Consider the following 15,413-nt stretch of genomic DNA (forward strand, 5'->3'; position numbering starts at 1 on the left):
ATCACTGTATCGAAGTTCCATTTCTCAGTTCATCCAGCATGGCTTTTTTATCAGCTGCCCGCATCAGTGTCTCCCCGATCAGAACCGCATCGGTTCCGTTTTCCCTCAGTGCCTGTATATCTGCATGATTCTTGATACCGCTTTCTGATACAAAAAGCACATCGGATGGCACCATACTGCGAAGCTTCCTGCTCTGCTCCACATCCACCGTGAAGTCCTTCAGGTTCCGGTTATTGACTCCCAGAATCTTGGCTCCCGCTTTCAGTGCCCGGTCAATTTCTTCTTCGGTATGAGCTTCTGTCAGCACGGAAAGTCCCAGTTCCGCTGCCAGCTGATGCCATGCCGCAAGCTGTCCGTCATCCAGGATTGCACAGATCAGCAAAATGGCGGATACCCCCAGATTTTTTGCCTGATAGATCATGTATTCGTCAATGGTAAAATCCTTTCGCAGTACCGGGATCTGTACCTGTCCGGTAATCTCTTTTAAGTACTCATCTTTCCCCAGGAACCAGAATGGTTCGGTCAGGCAGGAAATGGCTGATGCCCCTGCCTGTTCGTATTCTCTGGCAATCTGCAGATATGGGAAAGCTTCTGCAATGATTCCTTTGGACGGGGATGCTTTCTTCACCTCACAGATAAAGGAGATATCTTTCCCCGCTAATGCCTGCTGAAACCGATAAGTAAATTGTCCATTTTCCTCTTTCTTTTCTGCTGCAGCCTTTTCTTCCGCCATGTTTCTGACCGTTTCCAGTGATAACTGCTTCTTTTCTGCTTCAGTCCGTTCACGGGTCTTTGCCGCAATTGTCTCTAAAATGTTCATGTTACTGTCCTCTGTTTTGGAGTTTTATGCATTACTCTTCTCAATGAACTCATCCAGTTTCTTCATCGCTGCACCGCTGTCAATAAGCCTCTCTGCCATGCGCACGCCTTCTTCTAATGTCTCTGTTTTTCCTGCAATATATAATGCTGCTCCTGCATTCATGCAGACTGCATTTCTCCTGGTTCCTTTTTCCGTTCCATTTAAAATGGCTTTTGTAATTTCTGCATTTTCCTGCGGTGTGCCTCCGGTCAGTTCTTCCGGTTTCCCTGCTGTGTAACCGAACTGCTCCGGTGTGATCTCATAAGAAGTAAATCCCCCATTCTTAATTTCACAAACTACGGTCGGACCACAGGCTGAGATCTCATCCAGCTTTTCTTTTCCAAATACCACCATGCCACGTTTAACACCGAGGTTGGCCATAACCTGTGCCAGCGGCTCTACCAGCAGTTCATCGTAGACACCCATCAGTTCCATATTGGCACCTGCCGGATTGGACAACGGGCCTAAGATATTAAATACGGTACGAATACCCAGTTCCTTACGAACCGGAGCCACGTACTTCATAGCTGTGTGATACTTCTGTGCAAACAGGAAACAGATATTGATATTTTTCAGCAGAGCCAGGCTCTCCTCCGGTTCCAGCGTGATCTTAACCCCAAGAGCCTCCAGCACATCAGCGGCACCACTTTTGGATGAAGCTGCGCGGTTTCCGTGTTTTGCCACCGGTACGCCGCCTGCTGCGATTACCAGAGAAGACGTGGTGGAAATATTAAAGGAATTGGATCCGTCCCCACCGGTTCCCACGATCTCCAACACATCCATGTCATGCAGAAGCTTGGTTCCATGTGCTCTCATGGCTGCTGCTGATGCCGTGATCTCATCAATGGTTTCTCCCTTTAATGCCAGGGCCGTCAGGTAAGATGCCATCTGAATCTGGCTTGCCTCTCCACTCATAATCTCATCCATCACTTTTTCAGCCTGTTCATAAGTTAAATCCTGTTTCTTTGCCAGTGCGATAATTGCTTCCTTGATCATGATCTGTTTCCCCCTTTTGCAATGTTTAAAAAATTTTCAATCAATGTCATGCCTTTCGGTGTCAGCACCGATTCCGGATGGAACTGTAATCCATACACCGGATAGTCTCTGTGTTCTACTGCCATCACTTCGCCATCATCGGTCTCTGCCGTGACCTTCAGTTCCCCCGGAAGGCTGTCCCGGATGGCTGCCAGAGAATGATATCTTGCCACCTGCATTTCCGTTCCAATATTCCGAAAAAGTGGTGATGCTTCTTTGATCTGTGCCATGGAGCTTTTTCCATGCATCAGTTCTTTTGCATAAGAAACGGTCCCGCCAAAGGCTTCGCAGATGGCCTGGTGTCCCAGGCAGACCCCTAAAATAGGGATCTTATCTTTAAAATACCGGATCGCTTCGATACAGATTCCTGCCTCAGATGGTTTGCCGGGTCCCGGAGAAATGACGATGGCATCCGGTCTCATAGCTTCGATCTCCTCCGATGTACAGGCATCATTTCGTATAACCCGGATATCCGGCTCCAGTGCTCCGATGTACTGCACCAGATTGTACGTAAAACTGTCATAATTATCTATTAATACGATCATTCGTCCAGTCCTCCTTCTGCCAGCCGGATGGCCTGTACCACGGCTTTTGCTTTATTGCAGCATTCCTGATATTCCTTTTCCGGTACGCTGTCTGCCACGATTCCGGCTCCTGACTGTACACATACCTTTCCATTTTTCTTATAAGCCAGCCGGATTCCGATACAGGTATCTAAGTTACCAGTGAAATCCAGATATCCAACAGCACCTCCGTAGATGCCACGTTTTCTGCCTTCCAGTTCCTGAATGATCTCACATGCCCGGATCTTCGGTGCCCCTGACAGGGTTCCTGCCGGAAGTATGGAATCCACTGCATTCACCGCATCCATGTCTTCCCGGATCTTGCCCGATACGGTAGATCCGATATGCATGACACAGGAATAACGGTGAACGGTACAGTATTGCTCCACTTTTACACTGCCCAGCTGACTGATTTTGCCGATATCGTTTCTTCCCAGATCCACCAGCATATTGTGTTCTGCCAGTTCTTTTTCATCCTTCAGCAGTTCCGCTTCCAGCTGCCGGTCTTCCTCTTCTGTCTTGCCTCTTGGTCTGGTTCCCGCCAGCGGAAATGTGAATAATTTACCGTCTTCCAGTTTGACCAGTGTCTCCGGCGATGCTCCTGCGATCTCCACATCATCACTGGAAAAATAGAACATATATGGAGATGGATTACTGGTCCGCAACACCCGGTAGGTATCAAACAGGCTTCCATCTGCTTTTGCTGTCTGCGGATTGGATAATACCACCTGGAAAATATCTCCTTCATGAATATAATGTTTCGCTTTGTTGACCATCTCCGTATAACATTCCTGTGAAAAATCCGGTGTCAGTTCTTCCTTCAAACGAATTGGTTTGAAGATAGCTTTTGCCCCGCTGTTCAGCAGCTGCTTCATCTCTTCCAGTTCTTCTTCTGCTCTCTGATAGGAGCTTTCCATATCGGAAGTATCCACTCCGGAGATCAGAATCAGCTTCTGTCGATAGTGGTCAAACACCAGAGCTTTCGTAAAAAGCATCAGATCTACATCCCGGAAGTCCTCGCTTCCTGACAGGACTTTTTTCAACGTTGGCTCTGCATACTTCAGATAATCGTAGGAAAAATATCCTACCATGCCACCGGTAAAAGGCGGCATGCCTTTGATCTTCGGGCTCTTATACTCTGCCAGGATCTTCCGGATCAGTTCACCCGGATGCGTTACTTCCGTATATTCTTCTTTTAAAAAGGATTCCTTCATGGACGGAGCAATCTGTTCCTCCTCCGTTCGAATCCGAACTCTTCCATCCAGACAGGACAATTCCAGAACCGGCTCGTATCCAAGCATGGAATAACGTCCCCACTTCTGATCATTTTCCGCACTTTCCAGCAGATAACAATGCTTGCTGGCCGCATGTAATGTTCTCATAACTTCTACCGGAGTAAAACGGTCTGCGTAAAGTTCCCTGCAAACCGGGATTCGCCGGTAGTCTCCCTGCGATGCAATTACCTTCACGTCTTCCAAAGATGGATACATATCTGAACCTCCTTATATGAAAATACAAAAACCCGCCCTCGACAAAATCCTCTGATTCTGTCAAGGGCGGGTAAAATTCCAATCCCGTGGTGCCACCTCGATTCACGGCAAGCCGTGCACTTTCCAAGATACTAACATATCTCTGGCAACTAACGTATGCCTTACGTCATAGAATACTCGATCAATTCTGATCTTTGACTATGCCCTCAGCGGTCCATTTAGCTGCCTGCATCTCAATCCGGCTCTCAGCACCCCGGAATCTCTGTGTGCGCATCTGCTGCTTTTATCTCCGCTTCAACGGTTTGTTCTTTTTCAATTCAACGTTTTACCATACTATAGTATTAACTAACCAATTTGTCAAGTATGATTTTTCTTTTATTTATCTGCGAAATCTCATATATGGATATCGCTTTGCCATCCGTTCATCCGGAAAATGCTCATCAATCATTTTCACAACCGGATTCTCTATATCTGCTGCTGACGGATCGCAGTTTCTGGCTGTGTATCGAATGACTGCAGCCGAAGAAATGATCATATTTACAATCATGAATACTGCCAGCAGCCAGGCACAGATATGACCGGCTTTCCTGGGAATCCTGTCAATCAGATCAGACAGCCGCGGATAGATTCCTTTGATCCATACCACGCTGGCAATGCCCCAGAAAAAGCAAAACAACAGGTTGATTCGTCCGCCCAGGTTAAATGGCAGCTTGCTGTAATTCCAGAATACAGCTCCGAATACCACTTCGGTAAATACGCTGCATACATATTCGTAAGCTCCGCCAAGAACAGTTCCCCATAAGAACACGTATCGGTCGCTTTTTTCCCGAAACTGATAGAGAAAGATCGTTGCCAGTGCGCATGCCAGTCCCCACACAATGCTGAACTGTCCATATACCACACTGCTTCGGCAGACCAGTTTTCCTGTCGTTGCCAGCATGAAAATCGTCTCTGTAATATCTCCCAGGAAGGAAGCAATCATAAAGATCATGAACAATTTATAGATTCCACATCCGGCACCAAATACAGAGATATCCTTCTCCCGTGCTTCCGGGAATGCTTTCATCATACGTTTCTGAATCTGGCGGGTCAGGGCATTTTCCAGCAGTCTGGATGTCTTGCTCAATTCTTCCCTGATACTGTCAATCTGTTCATTCTTACGCAGTCCCAGAATCGCCGCAAAAGATCCCAGATAATCCGCTGCCAGCAGTCCAAGTAATATCCAGACGCAGATCCATCCGATTGGTTTGGGAATCAAATGCAATAACCGGATCAGCAGTCCGTTTCCCATTTTAATGGCAAACACGCCACATGTTCCCCATAACAGTGATGTTGGCAGCGAAATAATACCATTCAGGTTGTAATGGAATCTGGAATAATCCCACCACATCTTGCCGGTTATCGCCGTCAGACATTTGCCGGTTATGTATTCAATAAAAGATGCCAGAATCATAGCTCCCAGAAACAGGAACACCCAGTCATCTTTCAGGTCCGGCAGGAATATGGCAAACGCAAATGCTCCCAGCCCGTAAATCGGACATAATGGACCGGTAATAAAACCACGGTTGACAAACTTATGCTGCTTTATTACAGAAACAGCAACTTCACCGCACCATCCTATAAAGGAATAGATCAGGAAAAACCAGAAAAGCTGATACCATGTATATGTCATAATGCCAGATCCTCATAGTCATTGATAAAATACTCTGCCAGTTCTATTTTTTCCTGTCTCATGTCCTTTGAATAATCATCTTCAATGGCTATCACAGTCATTCCCGCTGCATTTCCTGCCTTGATTCCAGCTGAAAGATCTTCAAAAACCAGACAGCGTGACGGCTCCACACCCAGGCGCTCAGCCACTGCCAGATAGACATCCGGTGCCGGTTTCCCTCTCTTGGCCTCGCAGGAAGTCATTATGCAGTCAAAATACCGGTCGAAATGAAGAATCTTTCCCACTGCATCCACCAGTTCTCTTGAATTGCTGGTCGCTACCCCCAGCTTCTTTCCATTTGCTTTACAGTGCTCCAGAAATTTCAGGGCACCTTTTTTATAAAGCACTTTTGTACAGTAGATTTCATATGCCATCTGATTCCAGTCCTGCTTAATCTGCTCCAGTGAATCTGTAATATTGAATTTTTCTTTAAAATAAATGGCTGTCTCGGTAAAGCTCATGCCCTCGATCTCTTTCTGAATGGTCTCGATCTGCTGTGGATCATGAGGTGCTGCCACACCATACCGCTTCAGATAATCAATATCAATCTTCTTCCACATCCACATGGAATCCACCAATGTTCCATCCATATCAAAAATCACTGCATCGTGATCCGGCAGTGTTATCTTTTGTCTGTTCATGTAGTTTCCTTTCTGATGTAATAATCCTGTTGTGTCTCTGTTTCTTTTCATTATTGCAAATTCTGAACAGCCACCCTGGGCTGCATGCCCTTTCAGTATATAAGAAGCCGGAACAGATTACAATCTTTTCCTGTACTCACTGTTCTGGCAGTGTTATAATTTATCCGTATCTGTTCAGTACCTTCACAGATACGAAGCCAAAATTCAATAGAATTGCCTTGGGCGATGGAATTTTGGCGTGCATGTCTCGGATTTTTGGCATATACATGCCAAAACACCTCGCGGGACAGTGGATTCTGAACAGTTACATTTATCCCATGAATGACTTACGAAAGAAAGGTAACCCGTTTCATGATATTCAAATGTCAATCCGGATATACGCTCCGGCAAATCGAAAATGATTCTTATCTGCTTCCCTATGGGCAGCAGATTGCAGATCAGAAAAAGGGGCTCCTCTTAAATGAAACCAGTGTTTTTCTGTGGAGGAATCTGCAGGAACGAGGCAGCGCAACCGCTGAGCAGCTTGCCGCTGCACTGACCAGATATTACCAGATTCCAGATGCATCCTTTTCTTCTGTTGTGACAGATGTGAACGACTGGATCCATCAGCTGTGTCAGCTGGGAATGCTCACTGCATCCCTGCATTCTGTCCCGAAAGATGCTTCCTGCTGTCTTTCCATTGCCGGACTGATCCTGCATCTGTATGATCCATCGGATCTTGTGAGTGCCTCGTTTGATGCTTTTCGCACAGACTCTTTTACACAGATTCCAGATCAGCGCATAGATCTTCTGACCGCGCCGCCGGAAAGCCATTCTTATGAACAAGTTCTGCTGCAAAACAGAGAAATGACTATTTTTCAGAATTCTGACCGTTATGTGATGCTTTTTCCTACTATGCCGGATATTTGCGAAGCACATATGACTCTGGATGGCAGTTATGTACGTATCTTCTGCCAGGCTGTGCATACCGGCGAGGAATCCGATGACCTGTTTCACGCCATCCGGCTGTTCTTTCTGTACCTTGCCCAGAGAAAAGGCATGTTTGCCCTTCATTCAGCCTCCATTCTGTACCGTGATAAAGCCTGGCTGTTCTCCGGTCACTCCGGCATGGGCAAGTCCACACATACGGCCCTGTGGCACGAACTGTTTCAGACTCCGTATCTGAATGGAGATCTGAATCTGATCGGCAGCCAGAACGGAAGCTTATATGTCTATGGTATCCCATGGTGCGGAACTTCCGGTATCTACACCACCAGACAGTATCCACTGGGCGGTATTGTACTTCTCGGGCGACACCCTGATCAGGATGTCATGGACGAACTGTCCACGCAGGAAAAAATACTGCGTGTCATGCAGCGTATGATTTCACCTGCCTGGACTGCAGAACTGTTGGATCAGAACCTGTCTTTTGCATCCAAAACAGCAGATACGGTTCCTGTATTTCACCTGTCCTGCACCATGCGTCCTTCTGCTGCTCAGACTGCCAGAGAAGCAATCGACCGTCTGGAGGATCTGTCATGAAAGAGAAACTTCAGCTGATTCAAAAACACCTGAAACAGGGCACTCTGAAGAAAATGTGGGCTCAGACGTTGTGGATCTATCAGTATGGCCGCCGCTACTGGAAAGCTATGATCCTGTATACCCTGCTTGGACTCACGGGCACCGGTGTCTCTCTGATCTCCAGCCTGATCTCCAAAGATCTGGTGGATATCATTACCGGTCACCAGACCGGGCAGCTTCTTGGCACCTTTGCCGCCATGATCGGTTTTTCCATTGCCAACATTCTGGTTTCCCAGGCTTCCGGATATGCTTCCACTTTTATCAGCCTGAAAGTGGATACAGAGATTAAAAATGAAATTTTTGCGAAAATGCTGGTGACGGACTGGGAATCTCTGACGGATTACCATACCGGTGATCTGGTTACCCGGTGGAGCTCGGATGCATCCAATATATCCAGCGGTATTCTGAACTGGATTCCGAACCTGATCATCTATAGCTTCCGTTTTATCAGTGCATTGGCAATCGTATTGTATTATGACCCTACCTTTGCCCTGTTTGCACTCCTTGGCATGCCTTTCAGTGCACTCCTTTCTCGTCCTCTGCTGCGCAGAATGACAAAAAACAATGAACGCAGTGCTGCCATGAATGCCAAGCTGTACGGATTTAACCAGGAAGCATTTTCCAATATCCAGACCATTAAGGCTTTTGACCTAATCCATTTCTATACATCCAAACTGAAAAGCCTTCAGAATGACTACATCCATATGCGTCTGGATTTTCAGAAAATGTCCATGCTGACCTCTGTTCTGATGTCCATTATCAGCTTTATTGTATCCTACAGCTGTTACGGATGGGGGATCTACCGGGTATGGAGCAATGCCATCAGTTACGGAACCATGACCATGTTCCTGTCACTCTCCGGCACACTGACCGGCGCGGTGAATTCTCTGGTCAGCCTGGTTCCATCCGCCATCTCCCTGACCATTTCTGCGGGACGTCTGATGGATATCGTAGAAATGCCTCAGGAAGATTACAGCCAGGACTATGCTGTACGGTGCTTTGAGAAACAGTATCGTTCAAAGGGAATTGGTCTGAATATGCAGAATCTGAGTTATGCCTACCGTAATGGTACATCTGTCTTTGCCGATGCTTCCATGGAAGCTTATCCCCACGAAATCGTTGCACTGGTCGGTCCGTCCGGTGAAGGTAAGACCACCATGCTGCGTCTGATTCTTTCTCTTTTAACGCCACAGGCTGGATCCTTTTTCGTCTGCGCCGGTGAGCAGCATGAACACCGTATAGAAATGTCCCCTTCCACCAGGAAATTATTCTCCTATGTGCCACAGGGCAATACCATGTTTTCCGGAACGATCGCTGATAATATGCGAAATGTAAAACCGGATGCCACCGATGAAGAAATAATCGAAGCCATGAAGCTTGCCTGTGCATGGGATTTCGTGGAAAAGCTTCCGGACGGCATCTACAGCGAGATCAAGGAACGGGGCGGCGGCTTCTCAGAAGGACAGGCTCAGCGCCTCTCCATTGCCCGGGCACTGCTTCGTAAATCCCCGATCCTGCTGCTGGATGAAGCTACTTCTGCCCTGGATGTAGCAACAGAACGAAAAGTCCTGCGCAATATCATGCAGGACACCTATCCAAGAACCTGTATCGTGACCACCCACAGGCCAACGGTTCTGAATATCTGCACCAGAGTCTATGCGATACGGGATAAAAAATGCGATGTGCTGAATGAAGAAGAGATTGCTCAAATGATAAAAGAATTCTGACTTGAATTTAAACAAACTATCTACCATAAAATATTGACGTTTCTCCCCAATGCGCTATAATTAAAACAAAAAGAAGGGGGGACAGATTCATGAACACCTATAAAAAGCCATTAATCACAGTTGATTCCGGTGTAGCAGAAGGTATTTATCTTGCCAGCGGAAGCAGCAATAATGGTCCGAAATGCGACAGCAAATACATGAACGGAGTCTGGCAGGCACCGGACTACTCCAGCTGGAATGGTGGCACAAGAGGCTATAAACAACAGTTTGCCTGTCTTGGCTGTCCAGCCAATACGGCCAATGGATGTGGTCTTTTGACACATTATGAAGATTCTGGACATGCAGGAAGCTACGACGTAGACAATGGTAATCGCAAGCCAAGCTGGGAAAAGAAAGGTTATGGTCCTAATGATTCCGTCACTGACTGGAGCATGTAAAAAACAGACACAGAGTCTCGACTCTGTGTCTGTTTTTTTATTTTCCTTCTTATTTTATTTTACAGAATAGCTATATCCCGTTATCTTTAAATTATCAATACTGGTTCCATGATTCAGATGAATACCGATGGTAAGTGGATTTGAAGCTGCACTGGAAAATGTCAGTGTTGCTGTATTGCCTGACCATGCCTTCTGTACAGAAGCATCATCTGCCTCGATTCCATCTACCGTATCATTAAAACTAATGTGCAGGGTAACGGTTCCGTTAATGCCGGACCAGCTTGCAGATGCAAGCCCTTTTCCGCCGTTGGTGCCCCATCTGTCCCATACACCATAATATGTTACACTCAAAGTTCCCTGTGCTGCTCCGCTGGCTGCATAAATTCCCTCTGCCAGTCCTGTATCCACAATAACTACCGGTTTTCTATATTCTCTCATAATTACTTCTATCTCCTCATGTCTGTCTTCTTCAGGCAAATCTTTTCACCTTTTTTTCTGTTTTTAATATAGCTATCCAACATCAAAAAGTCAAGTAATTCGGCGAAAAATATCCTTCTGAATTTCGTTTTTTCTTGTTCTTTTTCTGGCACAATGTTATAATACCTCTGTTTTGAATTCAGCAGAATTTACAGACATTTTCTATATTATTTTAACGTTGCATATCATTCTGTTTATCTTTTACAGGGAGTTTTATATTATGAAAAAACAGCCTCATTTGCTTCATACGAATCAGGTGGATTCTTCTGACCGCCAGATCGATCTGGAACAGCTTCTGAAGGACGGCAATATCATCCGTATCCATCCCCAGGGCTACAGTATGTATCCTATGTTTCTGCCGGGACGGGATGAGGCTCTGATTGAATCTGTCTGCGCAGATTCCTGTCGAAAAAATGATGTGGTTCTCTATCGAAGAGATTCTGGTATCCTGGTGCTTCACCGGATCTGCCGAATCACGGAAGAAGGATTTTACCTTGTTGGGGACAACCAGTGGGAAATAGAAGGTCCTCTGCGTCCCTCTCAGATCATCGGCAGACTGGTGGGTTTTATCCGCAATGGAAGCGAAATCTCTATCAGCCACCCACTTTACCGCATGCTTTCTTCCCTGTGGCTTCTTCTCCTTCCGGTACGCCCAGTCTGTTTCCGCCTTTCTGCCTTTTTACGGAAGAAAAAGTAGGAAGCGCCATGTGCGCCAAGCCTATAACAGAATTCCTTTTTTCTGCAATGTTTCTACTACTTCTGACACATCTATGTACACGAGAGATGCATCCACTCCGAATTCTTTTCCTACCAGTTCCGCAAGCTGTTCGATATTCTCTGCCTGCTCTGCATTCTCATAAATGAATCCGGCTGTCTCACTCAAAGTCACCACTTCCCGTACTTCTTCTGTTTTTTTCCCATATGGGAGAATGATATATTCATCCTCCAGTCTTTTCATAATATAGCCTTCTGCTTTTTTCATTGTGAACAATATCCTTTATTTCTCTGAATTTTCATGTTATACTTACCCATATTCAATGATTGAAAAACGGGAGTTTTTATGGAATCTGTTTATACTGCTTATTTATCTGTGATCCGCCGGAGCTGCTGTCCTTCTTCCGACACTGACATTGTCATTTTACCCGAAGAAGCGAAGGCTCTTGCAGATCTGTCACTCGAACACCGTACTGCGCCTTTTTTGCTGCCCTTCCTGCACGGCACAGACTGTTATCCATCCCTGAAACAGCAGACCAAAAGCATGATGCTCAATTATTATCAGATCGAGCATTTTACACGCTATACGGTCTCTCTGCTGGCAGAACATCATATTTCCTGCTATCTGCTGAAGGGACTGAGCCTTGCAGACTGCTATCCTGTTCCCGAATACCGCAAGCTGGGGGATCTGGATCTCTATATCAATGATAAAGATGCTTTCGCCCAGGCAAAACGTATACTGGAAGCCCAGGGTTATATTGATGAGGAAGAACTCAGTGACCACCATGTTACTTACCGGTATCGTTTTTCCAAAACCGGCCGGGATTTTCTTCTGGAACTGCATTACCGCGTTGTCGGACTGTATCAGTATTCCCGTGCGAATGAGATCGTGGATGAGGTTTTTTCTTCCGATCATCTTGGTCGCTGTGAACAGATTATTCACGGTTATACCTACATAATTCTTCCACCTTCCGAATACGTATTTTACCAGATTCATCATATGTTGAAGCACTATCTGTACAGCGGATTCGGTATCCGGCTGCTATGTGACTTCACCTTGTATCTGAACCGCTATGCCGGTGAAGTGGACTTTGATCTTCTTCATACCTGGTGCCGGGAATCACGAATTCTTCATCTTTATGAAATCGTTCTGGAAAGCTGCCGTCTCTATCTTGGTCTGTCCGATACCATTGATCCTGAAATTCATTACAGCCGCACTGACTGCGAACAGTTTGTGACGCAGATCCTAAAAGACGGGGACAGGGGAACTGACACTGCTTCTTCTCTTGTGGGAAGCAGTTCTTATCAGAAGGTCAATCTGGCATCCTGTCTGAAAGAGGGACACACCCAGATGAAGGTACGTTTTCCGAAAGCCTGCCATTATCCGGTTCTATGGCCGGTTCTATGGGGTGTCACATTTTTCTGTTTTCTGAAAAATACTTATACTGTAAGGAATACCACTTTCCTGCAGACACTGCAAGACTTCAAAAAAAGCAATCAGAAAACCCATTTGATAAAAATATTTGAGAACAGTGAATCCTAAACTTCACTGTTCTTTTCTTCTCTTATTCCGGTATCAGAAAATCGCTCATCGATTCTTGAATCTATCAGAATCTTTATTCCTGCTGCCAGAACCATATGCCACCGTCTGGTCATTCCAAAAGAAAATACACGAATCGCAGTTCTCCATGCTGTCTGCCGTATCTGCAATTTCTGTTTCCTGTCTGACAGCCTTCTGAATGCTTCCTGTCCCAGTTCATCCTGATGATATTTTTTCAGGACTTTCCTTATGGCAAAAACAGATTTTTTTCGCTGTACATACTCCATTTTGCTGTCAAAAAATGCCGCAAAAAATATCGTATACCAGATCATATTTTCGAATTCCGGTCTCTGTTCTCTCTCTATCCAGTCTGACAGTAAATGTGCCATTTTCAGCCAGTTTTCCGTTGCATCTTCATGGTACTGCCAGGAAATGGATTCTTTATTTCTCCGGTAAATATATCCGATATCTTCCAGAAACAGGTATCTCGCCCCACAGATATAGCACTCCATGTTGAACAGTTTATCTTCTGCGTACGTAAGATTGGTAAACATAATCTGATTCTGAATCAGAAACGATCTACGGTAAAGTCTGCCCCATACATACGACAGTGTCCCGTTTCCAAAGAATCCCCGAAAGCGAAATTCCTCGGAAGATGGGCTGTATACTGAAAATGCACTGTGTTTCACAGCTGGAAGTATCCGTTCTTCCCAGAGCCTTGCATAGTTACTGACTACCACATCCACTTCCGTCTGATCTGCCGCTTTTACATACTTTTCCAGTATTCCTGTATCAGGAAGGTAATCATCTGCATCTACAAACAAAATATACTCTCCGGCTGCCTGTTCCATCCCCATATTCCTTGCAGTACCGGCTCCGCGGTCCAGACAGTTTATAATCTTTATTTCATCGTGTTTTCCCGCATACTCCAGAAGAATTTCTGAGCTCTGATCCTCACAGCCATTTTCCACCAGAAGGATTTCTCTGTCCGGATAGCTCTGTGCCAGCACACTGTCCAGCGTCTTTCGTATATATTTTTCTGCATTATAAACGGGTATGATTACCGAAACTTTTTTTGTCTGAGTCCTCATCTTCCGCCACCTCTTACTGTCCATACTTTTCCTGTCATTTTTTTCAGTAATGCCATCAGATTCTGGCATTTTTCAGTATTCCTGTAAACAATCCACAGCAACAGATTGGGGATCGCCACACAGATCACTATTCTCTGCAGCAACACCAGAAACGGTCCGCCGGTCATCATCCGGCAAAGTACTTCCGTCACTTCCCATATGGCTGCCATTACCGCCAGATACCCTGCATACATTCTGAAAAATCCGGATACCGGCTTCTGCAGCCTGTATTTATAAATCACATATGGTTCTACCCACACAGATGTCAGGACTGTGCTGGCGAATGTTCCGGCAAATACTCCTGCCACACCAAAATTCACAACCAACAGAATCGAAATCACCAGATTCAGTATGGCCTCTGCCACTGCCTTATAACGGTCATACCAGAACAATCCCATGGATTCCTTGAAAATCAGCACAGCCCGTCTCATTCCGTTAATAAAGAAGTTGATACACAGGATCAGCACAATCTCTTTCGGAAAGAGGTATTTTTTTCCGAATGCCAGTTCTACAAAAGGATTCAGCAGCTCCAGCAGACAGATACCCGCAAATCCGAACATCCAGTAACCGATAAAAAACAGCTGGTCAAACACCTGTCCCACTTTTTCTTTTTCCTCTGTTGCCCCCAGATTCCCTACACTGGCCGCCACTCCCAGCATTGCCTGATCAAACACCTGTCTTACCGATCCGATAATCAGAAAATAATTGGAATAGATCCCTGCTGTTACCACCCCGACAAAGCTGGAAATCAGAAGATTGTCCGTATTATTTACCACCACATTTCCCAGTTTATGCATCAGCATTGCTTTTACGTTTTTCACAATATCCTGCCGCTCTTCCTGGGGCAATTGTTCTCTGCACGGTTCCTTCAGATATGGGAACATGCGGTCCGCCTGTCTGGACATGCAGATATTTCCTGTTATGGTACAGATCACTGCTGCCAGCAAGAACAGTATAAAATTGCCGGTGATCAGCAGAATCGCAATCTGCAGCAGATCCTGTATGACCAGAAAACCATTATGAAACAAGACCGTAATATAGTTCATCTGATGTGCATCAATGAGCGTTTTCTTATAAATCAGTAAATAAGACACCACCGAGTTCAGCAGGTACAGCAGATAAATCCAGATCAGATGATCCACATCCGGTCTGTCCTTCATCAGAACATCCAGAAACGGAATCAGACATAATCCGGCTGTCAGTACGAATGCAGCTGTAATCCGGTAAAATGTACGAAACATGCGCATCAGAATCTGCTGTTTTTTGATATCTCCTCTGGCAATCGGTCCATACAGCGCATAAGTAATGGCAGTTCCAACCCCCAGTTCTGACAGGGACAGTATATTCAAAATATCTGTAAACAGACCGTTGATGCCCACATATCCTTCACTTAAGGTATGGGTAAAGACCACTCTGGTGAAAAATCCCATCAGTATGGCTGTTGTCTGCGCTGCAAACGCCACGGTTGTATTTCTGACTGAATATTCTGTCCTGGATTTCTGTTTCACTCTTCACGAATCCTTTCTTTT

Annotated in this window: 15 protein-coding genes; 5 read left to right on the forward strand and 10 right to left on the reverse strand. The window is 45.6% G+C overall.

The window, feature by feature from the left end; translation table 11 throughout:
- Position 1: 1 nt before the first annotated feature.
- From trpC to H8716_RS02130, 6 genes are all read right to left on the reverse strand, one after another.
- Positions 2–820: an indole-3-glycerol phosphate synthase TrpC gene (trpC, locus tag H8716_RS02105; RefSeq protein ID WP_249306877.1), complete on the reverse strand. Its 819-nt coding sequence runs from the start codon at positions 818–820 to the stop codon at positions 2–4.
- A 24-nt stretch (positions 821–844) separates the two neighbouring features.
- Entirely contained in the window at positions 845–1,855 is a 1,011-nt protein-coding gene (gene trpD, locus H8716_RS02110) for an anthranilate phosphoribosyltransferase (RefSeq protein ID WP_249306878.1), read from the reverse strand.
- Complete coding sequence (locus H8716_RS02115) at positions 1,852–2,439, reverse strand: anthranilate synthase component II (RefSeq protein ID WP_249306879.1); 588 nt, start codon at positions 2,437–2,439, stop codon at positions 1,852–1,854. The genes trpD and H8716_RS02115 overlap by 4 nt, the downstream gene beginning before the upstream one ends.
- Positions 2,436–3,947, reverse strand: a complete 1,512-nt coding sequence (trpE, locus tag H8716_RS02120) for an anthranilate synthase component I (RefSeq protein WP_249306880.1) — start codon at positions 3,945–3,947, stop codon at positions 2,436–2,438. Before trpE ends, H8716_RS02115 begins: the two co-directional genes overlap by 4 nt.
- Positions 3,948–4,326: 379 nt before the next feature.
- Positions 4,327–5,619, reverse strand: a complete 1,293-nt coding sequence (locus H8716_RS02125; protein ID WP_249306881.1) for a putative ABC transporter permease — start codon at positions 5,617–5,619, stop codon at positions 4,327–4,329.
- A complete protein-coding gene (locus H8716_RS02130; RefSeq protein ID WP_408610877.1) occupies positions 5,616–6,284 on the reverse strand; it encodes an HAD family hydrolase in 669 nt (222 codons plus the stop codon). Before H8716_RS02130 ends, H8716_RS02125 begins: the two co-directional genes overlap by 4 nt.
- A gap of 366 nt (positions 6,285–6,650) precedes the next feature.
- Between H8716_RS02130 and H8716_RS02135 the strand changes: the two genes are divergently transcribed.
- The 3 genes from H8716_RS02135 to H8716_RS02145 all read left to right on the forward strand — a co-directional run bounded on the left by H8716_RS02135 (position 6,651) and on the right by H8716_RS02145 (position 10,023).
- Positions 6,651–7,820, forward strand: coding sequence for a PqqD family protein (locus tag H8716_RS02135; RefSeq protein ID WP_249306883.1), 1,170 nt, complete (start codon positions 6,651–6,653; stop codon positions 7,818–7,820).
- Positions 7,817–9,586, forward strand: coding sequence for a peptidase domain-containing ABC transporter (locus tag H8716_RS02140; protein WP_249306884.1), 1,770 nt, complete (start codon positions 7,817–7,819; stop codon positions 9,584–9,586). The genes H8716_RS02135 and H8716_RS02140 overlap by 4 nt, the downstream gene beginning before the upstream one ends.
- An 89-nt stretch (positions 9,587–9,675) precedes the next feature.
- Positions 9,676–10,023, forward strand: coding sequence for a hypothetical protein (locus tag H8716_RS02145; RefSeq protein ID WP_249306885.1), 348 nt, complete (start codon positions 9,676–9,678; stop codon positions 10,021–10,023).
- A 54-nt stretch (positions 10,024–10,077) separates the two neighbouring features.
- On the opposite strand, the gene H8716_RS02150 is transcribed toward H8716_RS02145, so the two are convergent.
- On the reverse strand, positions 10,078–10,461 hold the full coding sequence (locus H8716_RS02150; RefSeq protein ID WP_249306886.1) for a hypothetical protein: 384 nt from the start codon (positions 10,459–10,461) through the stop codon (positions 10,078–10,080).
- A 259-nt stretch (positions 10,462–10,720) separates the two neighbouring features.
- On the opposite strand from H8716_RS02150, the gene H8716_RS02155 reads away from it, so the two are divergent.
- Positions 10,721–11,197 carry a S24/S26 family peptidase gene (locus H8716_RS02155; protein ID WP_249306887.1) on the forward strand — a complete coding sequence of 159 codons (477 nt, stop codon included), beginning with the start codon at positions 10,721–10,723 and terminating at the stop codon, positions 11,195–11,197.
- A 21-nt stretch (positions 11,198–11,218) separates the two neighbouring features.
- Here H8716_RS02155 and H8716_RS02160 read toward each other — a convergent pair whose 3' ends face one another.
- The gene (locus H8716_RS02160) at positions 11,219–11,482 is read right to left on the reverse strand and encodes a PqqD family protein (RefSeq protein WP_249306888.1); all 264 of its coding nucleotides are present in this window, start codon (positions 11,480–11,482) and stop codon (positions 11,219–11,221) included.
- A gap of 78 nt (positions 11,483–11,560) precedes the next feature.
- On the opposite strand from H8716_RS02160, the gene H8716_RS02165 reads away from it, so the two are divergent.
- Positions 11,561–12,757, forward strand: coding sequence for a nucleotidyltransferase family protein (locus tag H8716_RS02165; RefSeq protein ID WP_249306889.1), 1,197 nt, complete (start codon positions 11,561–11,563; stop codon positions 12,755–12,757).
- Here the strand turns inward: H8716_RS02165 and H8716_RS02170 are convergent.
- Complete coding sequence (locus H8716_RS02170) at positions 12,754–13,845, reverse strand: glycosyltransferase family 2 protein (protein ID WP_249306890.1); 1,092 nt, start codon at positions 13,843–13,845, stop codon at positions 12,754–12,756. The two genes, H8716_RS02165 and H8716_RS02170, sit on opposite strands and share 4 nt — an antisense overlap.
- Positions 13,842–15,392 carry a lipopolysaccharide biosynthesis protein gene (locus H8716_RS02175; RefSeq protein WP_249306891.1) on the reverse strand — a complete coding sequence of 517 codons (1,551 nt, stop codon included), beginning with the start codon at positions 15,390–15,392 and terminating at the stop codon, positions 13,842–13,844. Before H8716_RS02175 ends, H8716_RS02170 begins: the two co-directional genes overlap by 4 nt.
- Positions 15,393–15,413 lie beyond the last annotated feature (21 nt).

It is taken from the genome of Jingyaoa shaoxingensis (assembly GCF_014385005.1).
Lineage (GTDB): Bacteria > Bacillota > Clostridia > Lachnospirales > Lachnospiraceae > Marvinbryantia > Marvinbryantia shaoxingensis.

Coding starts and splice junctions, on each gene's coding strand:
- trpC (WP_249306877.1), bottom strand. CDS start 820: ATGAACATTTTAGAGACAATTGCGGCAAAGACCCGTGAACGGACTGAA.
- trpD (WP_249306878.1), bottom strand. CDS start 1,855: ATGATCAAGGAAGCAATTATCGCACTGGCAAAGAAACAGGATTTAACT.
- H8716_RS02115 (WP_249306879.1), bottom strand. CDS start 2,439: ATGATCGTATTAATAGATAATTATGACAGTTTTACGTACAATCTGGTG.
- trpE (WP_249306880.1), bottom strand. CDS start 3,947: ATGTATCCATCTTTGGAAGACGTGAAGGTAATTGCATCGCAGGGAGAC.
- H8716_RS02125 (WP_249306881.1), bottom strand. CDS start 5,619: ATGACATATACATGGTATCAGCTTTTCTGGTTTTTCCTGATCTATTCC.
- H8716_RS02135 (WP_249306883.1), top strand. CDS start 6,651: ATGATATTCAAATGTCAATCCGGATATACGCTCCGGCAAATCGAAAAT.
- H8716_RS02140 (WP_249306884.1), top strand. CDS start 7,817: ATGAAAGAGAAACTTCAGCTGATTCAAAAACACCTGAAACAGGGCACT.
- H8716_RS02145 (WP_249306885.1), top strand. CDS start 9,676: ATGAACACCTATAAAAAGCCATTAATCACAGTTGATTCCGGTGTAGCA.
- H8716_RS02150 (WP_249306886.1), bottom strand. CDS start 10,461: ATGAGAGAATATAGAAAACCGGTAGTTATTGTGGATACAGGACTGGCA.
- H8716_RS02155 (WP_249306887.1), top strand. CDS start 10,721: ATGAAAAAACAGCCTCATTTGCTTCATACGAATCAGGTGGATTCTTCT.
- H8716_RS02160 (WP_249306888.1), bottom strand. CDS start 11,482: ATGAAAAAAGCAGAAGGCTATATTATGAAAAGACTGGAGGATGAATAT.
- H8716_RS02165 (WP_249306889.1), top strand. CDS start 11,561: ATGGAATCTGTTTATACTGCTTATTTATCTGTGATCCGCCGGAGCTGC.
- H8716_RS02170 (WP_249306890.1), bottom strand. CDS start 13,845: ATGAGGACTCAGACAAAAAAAGTTTCGGTAATCATACCCGTTTATAAT.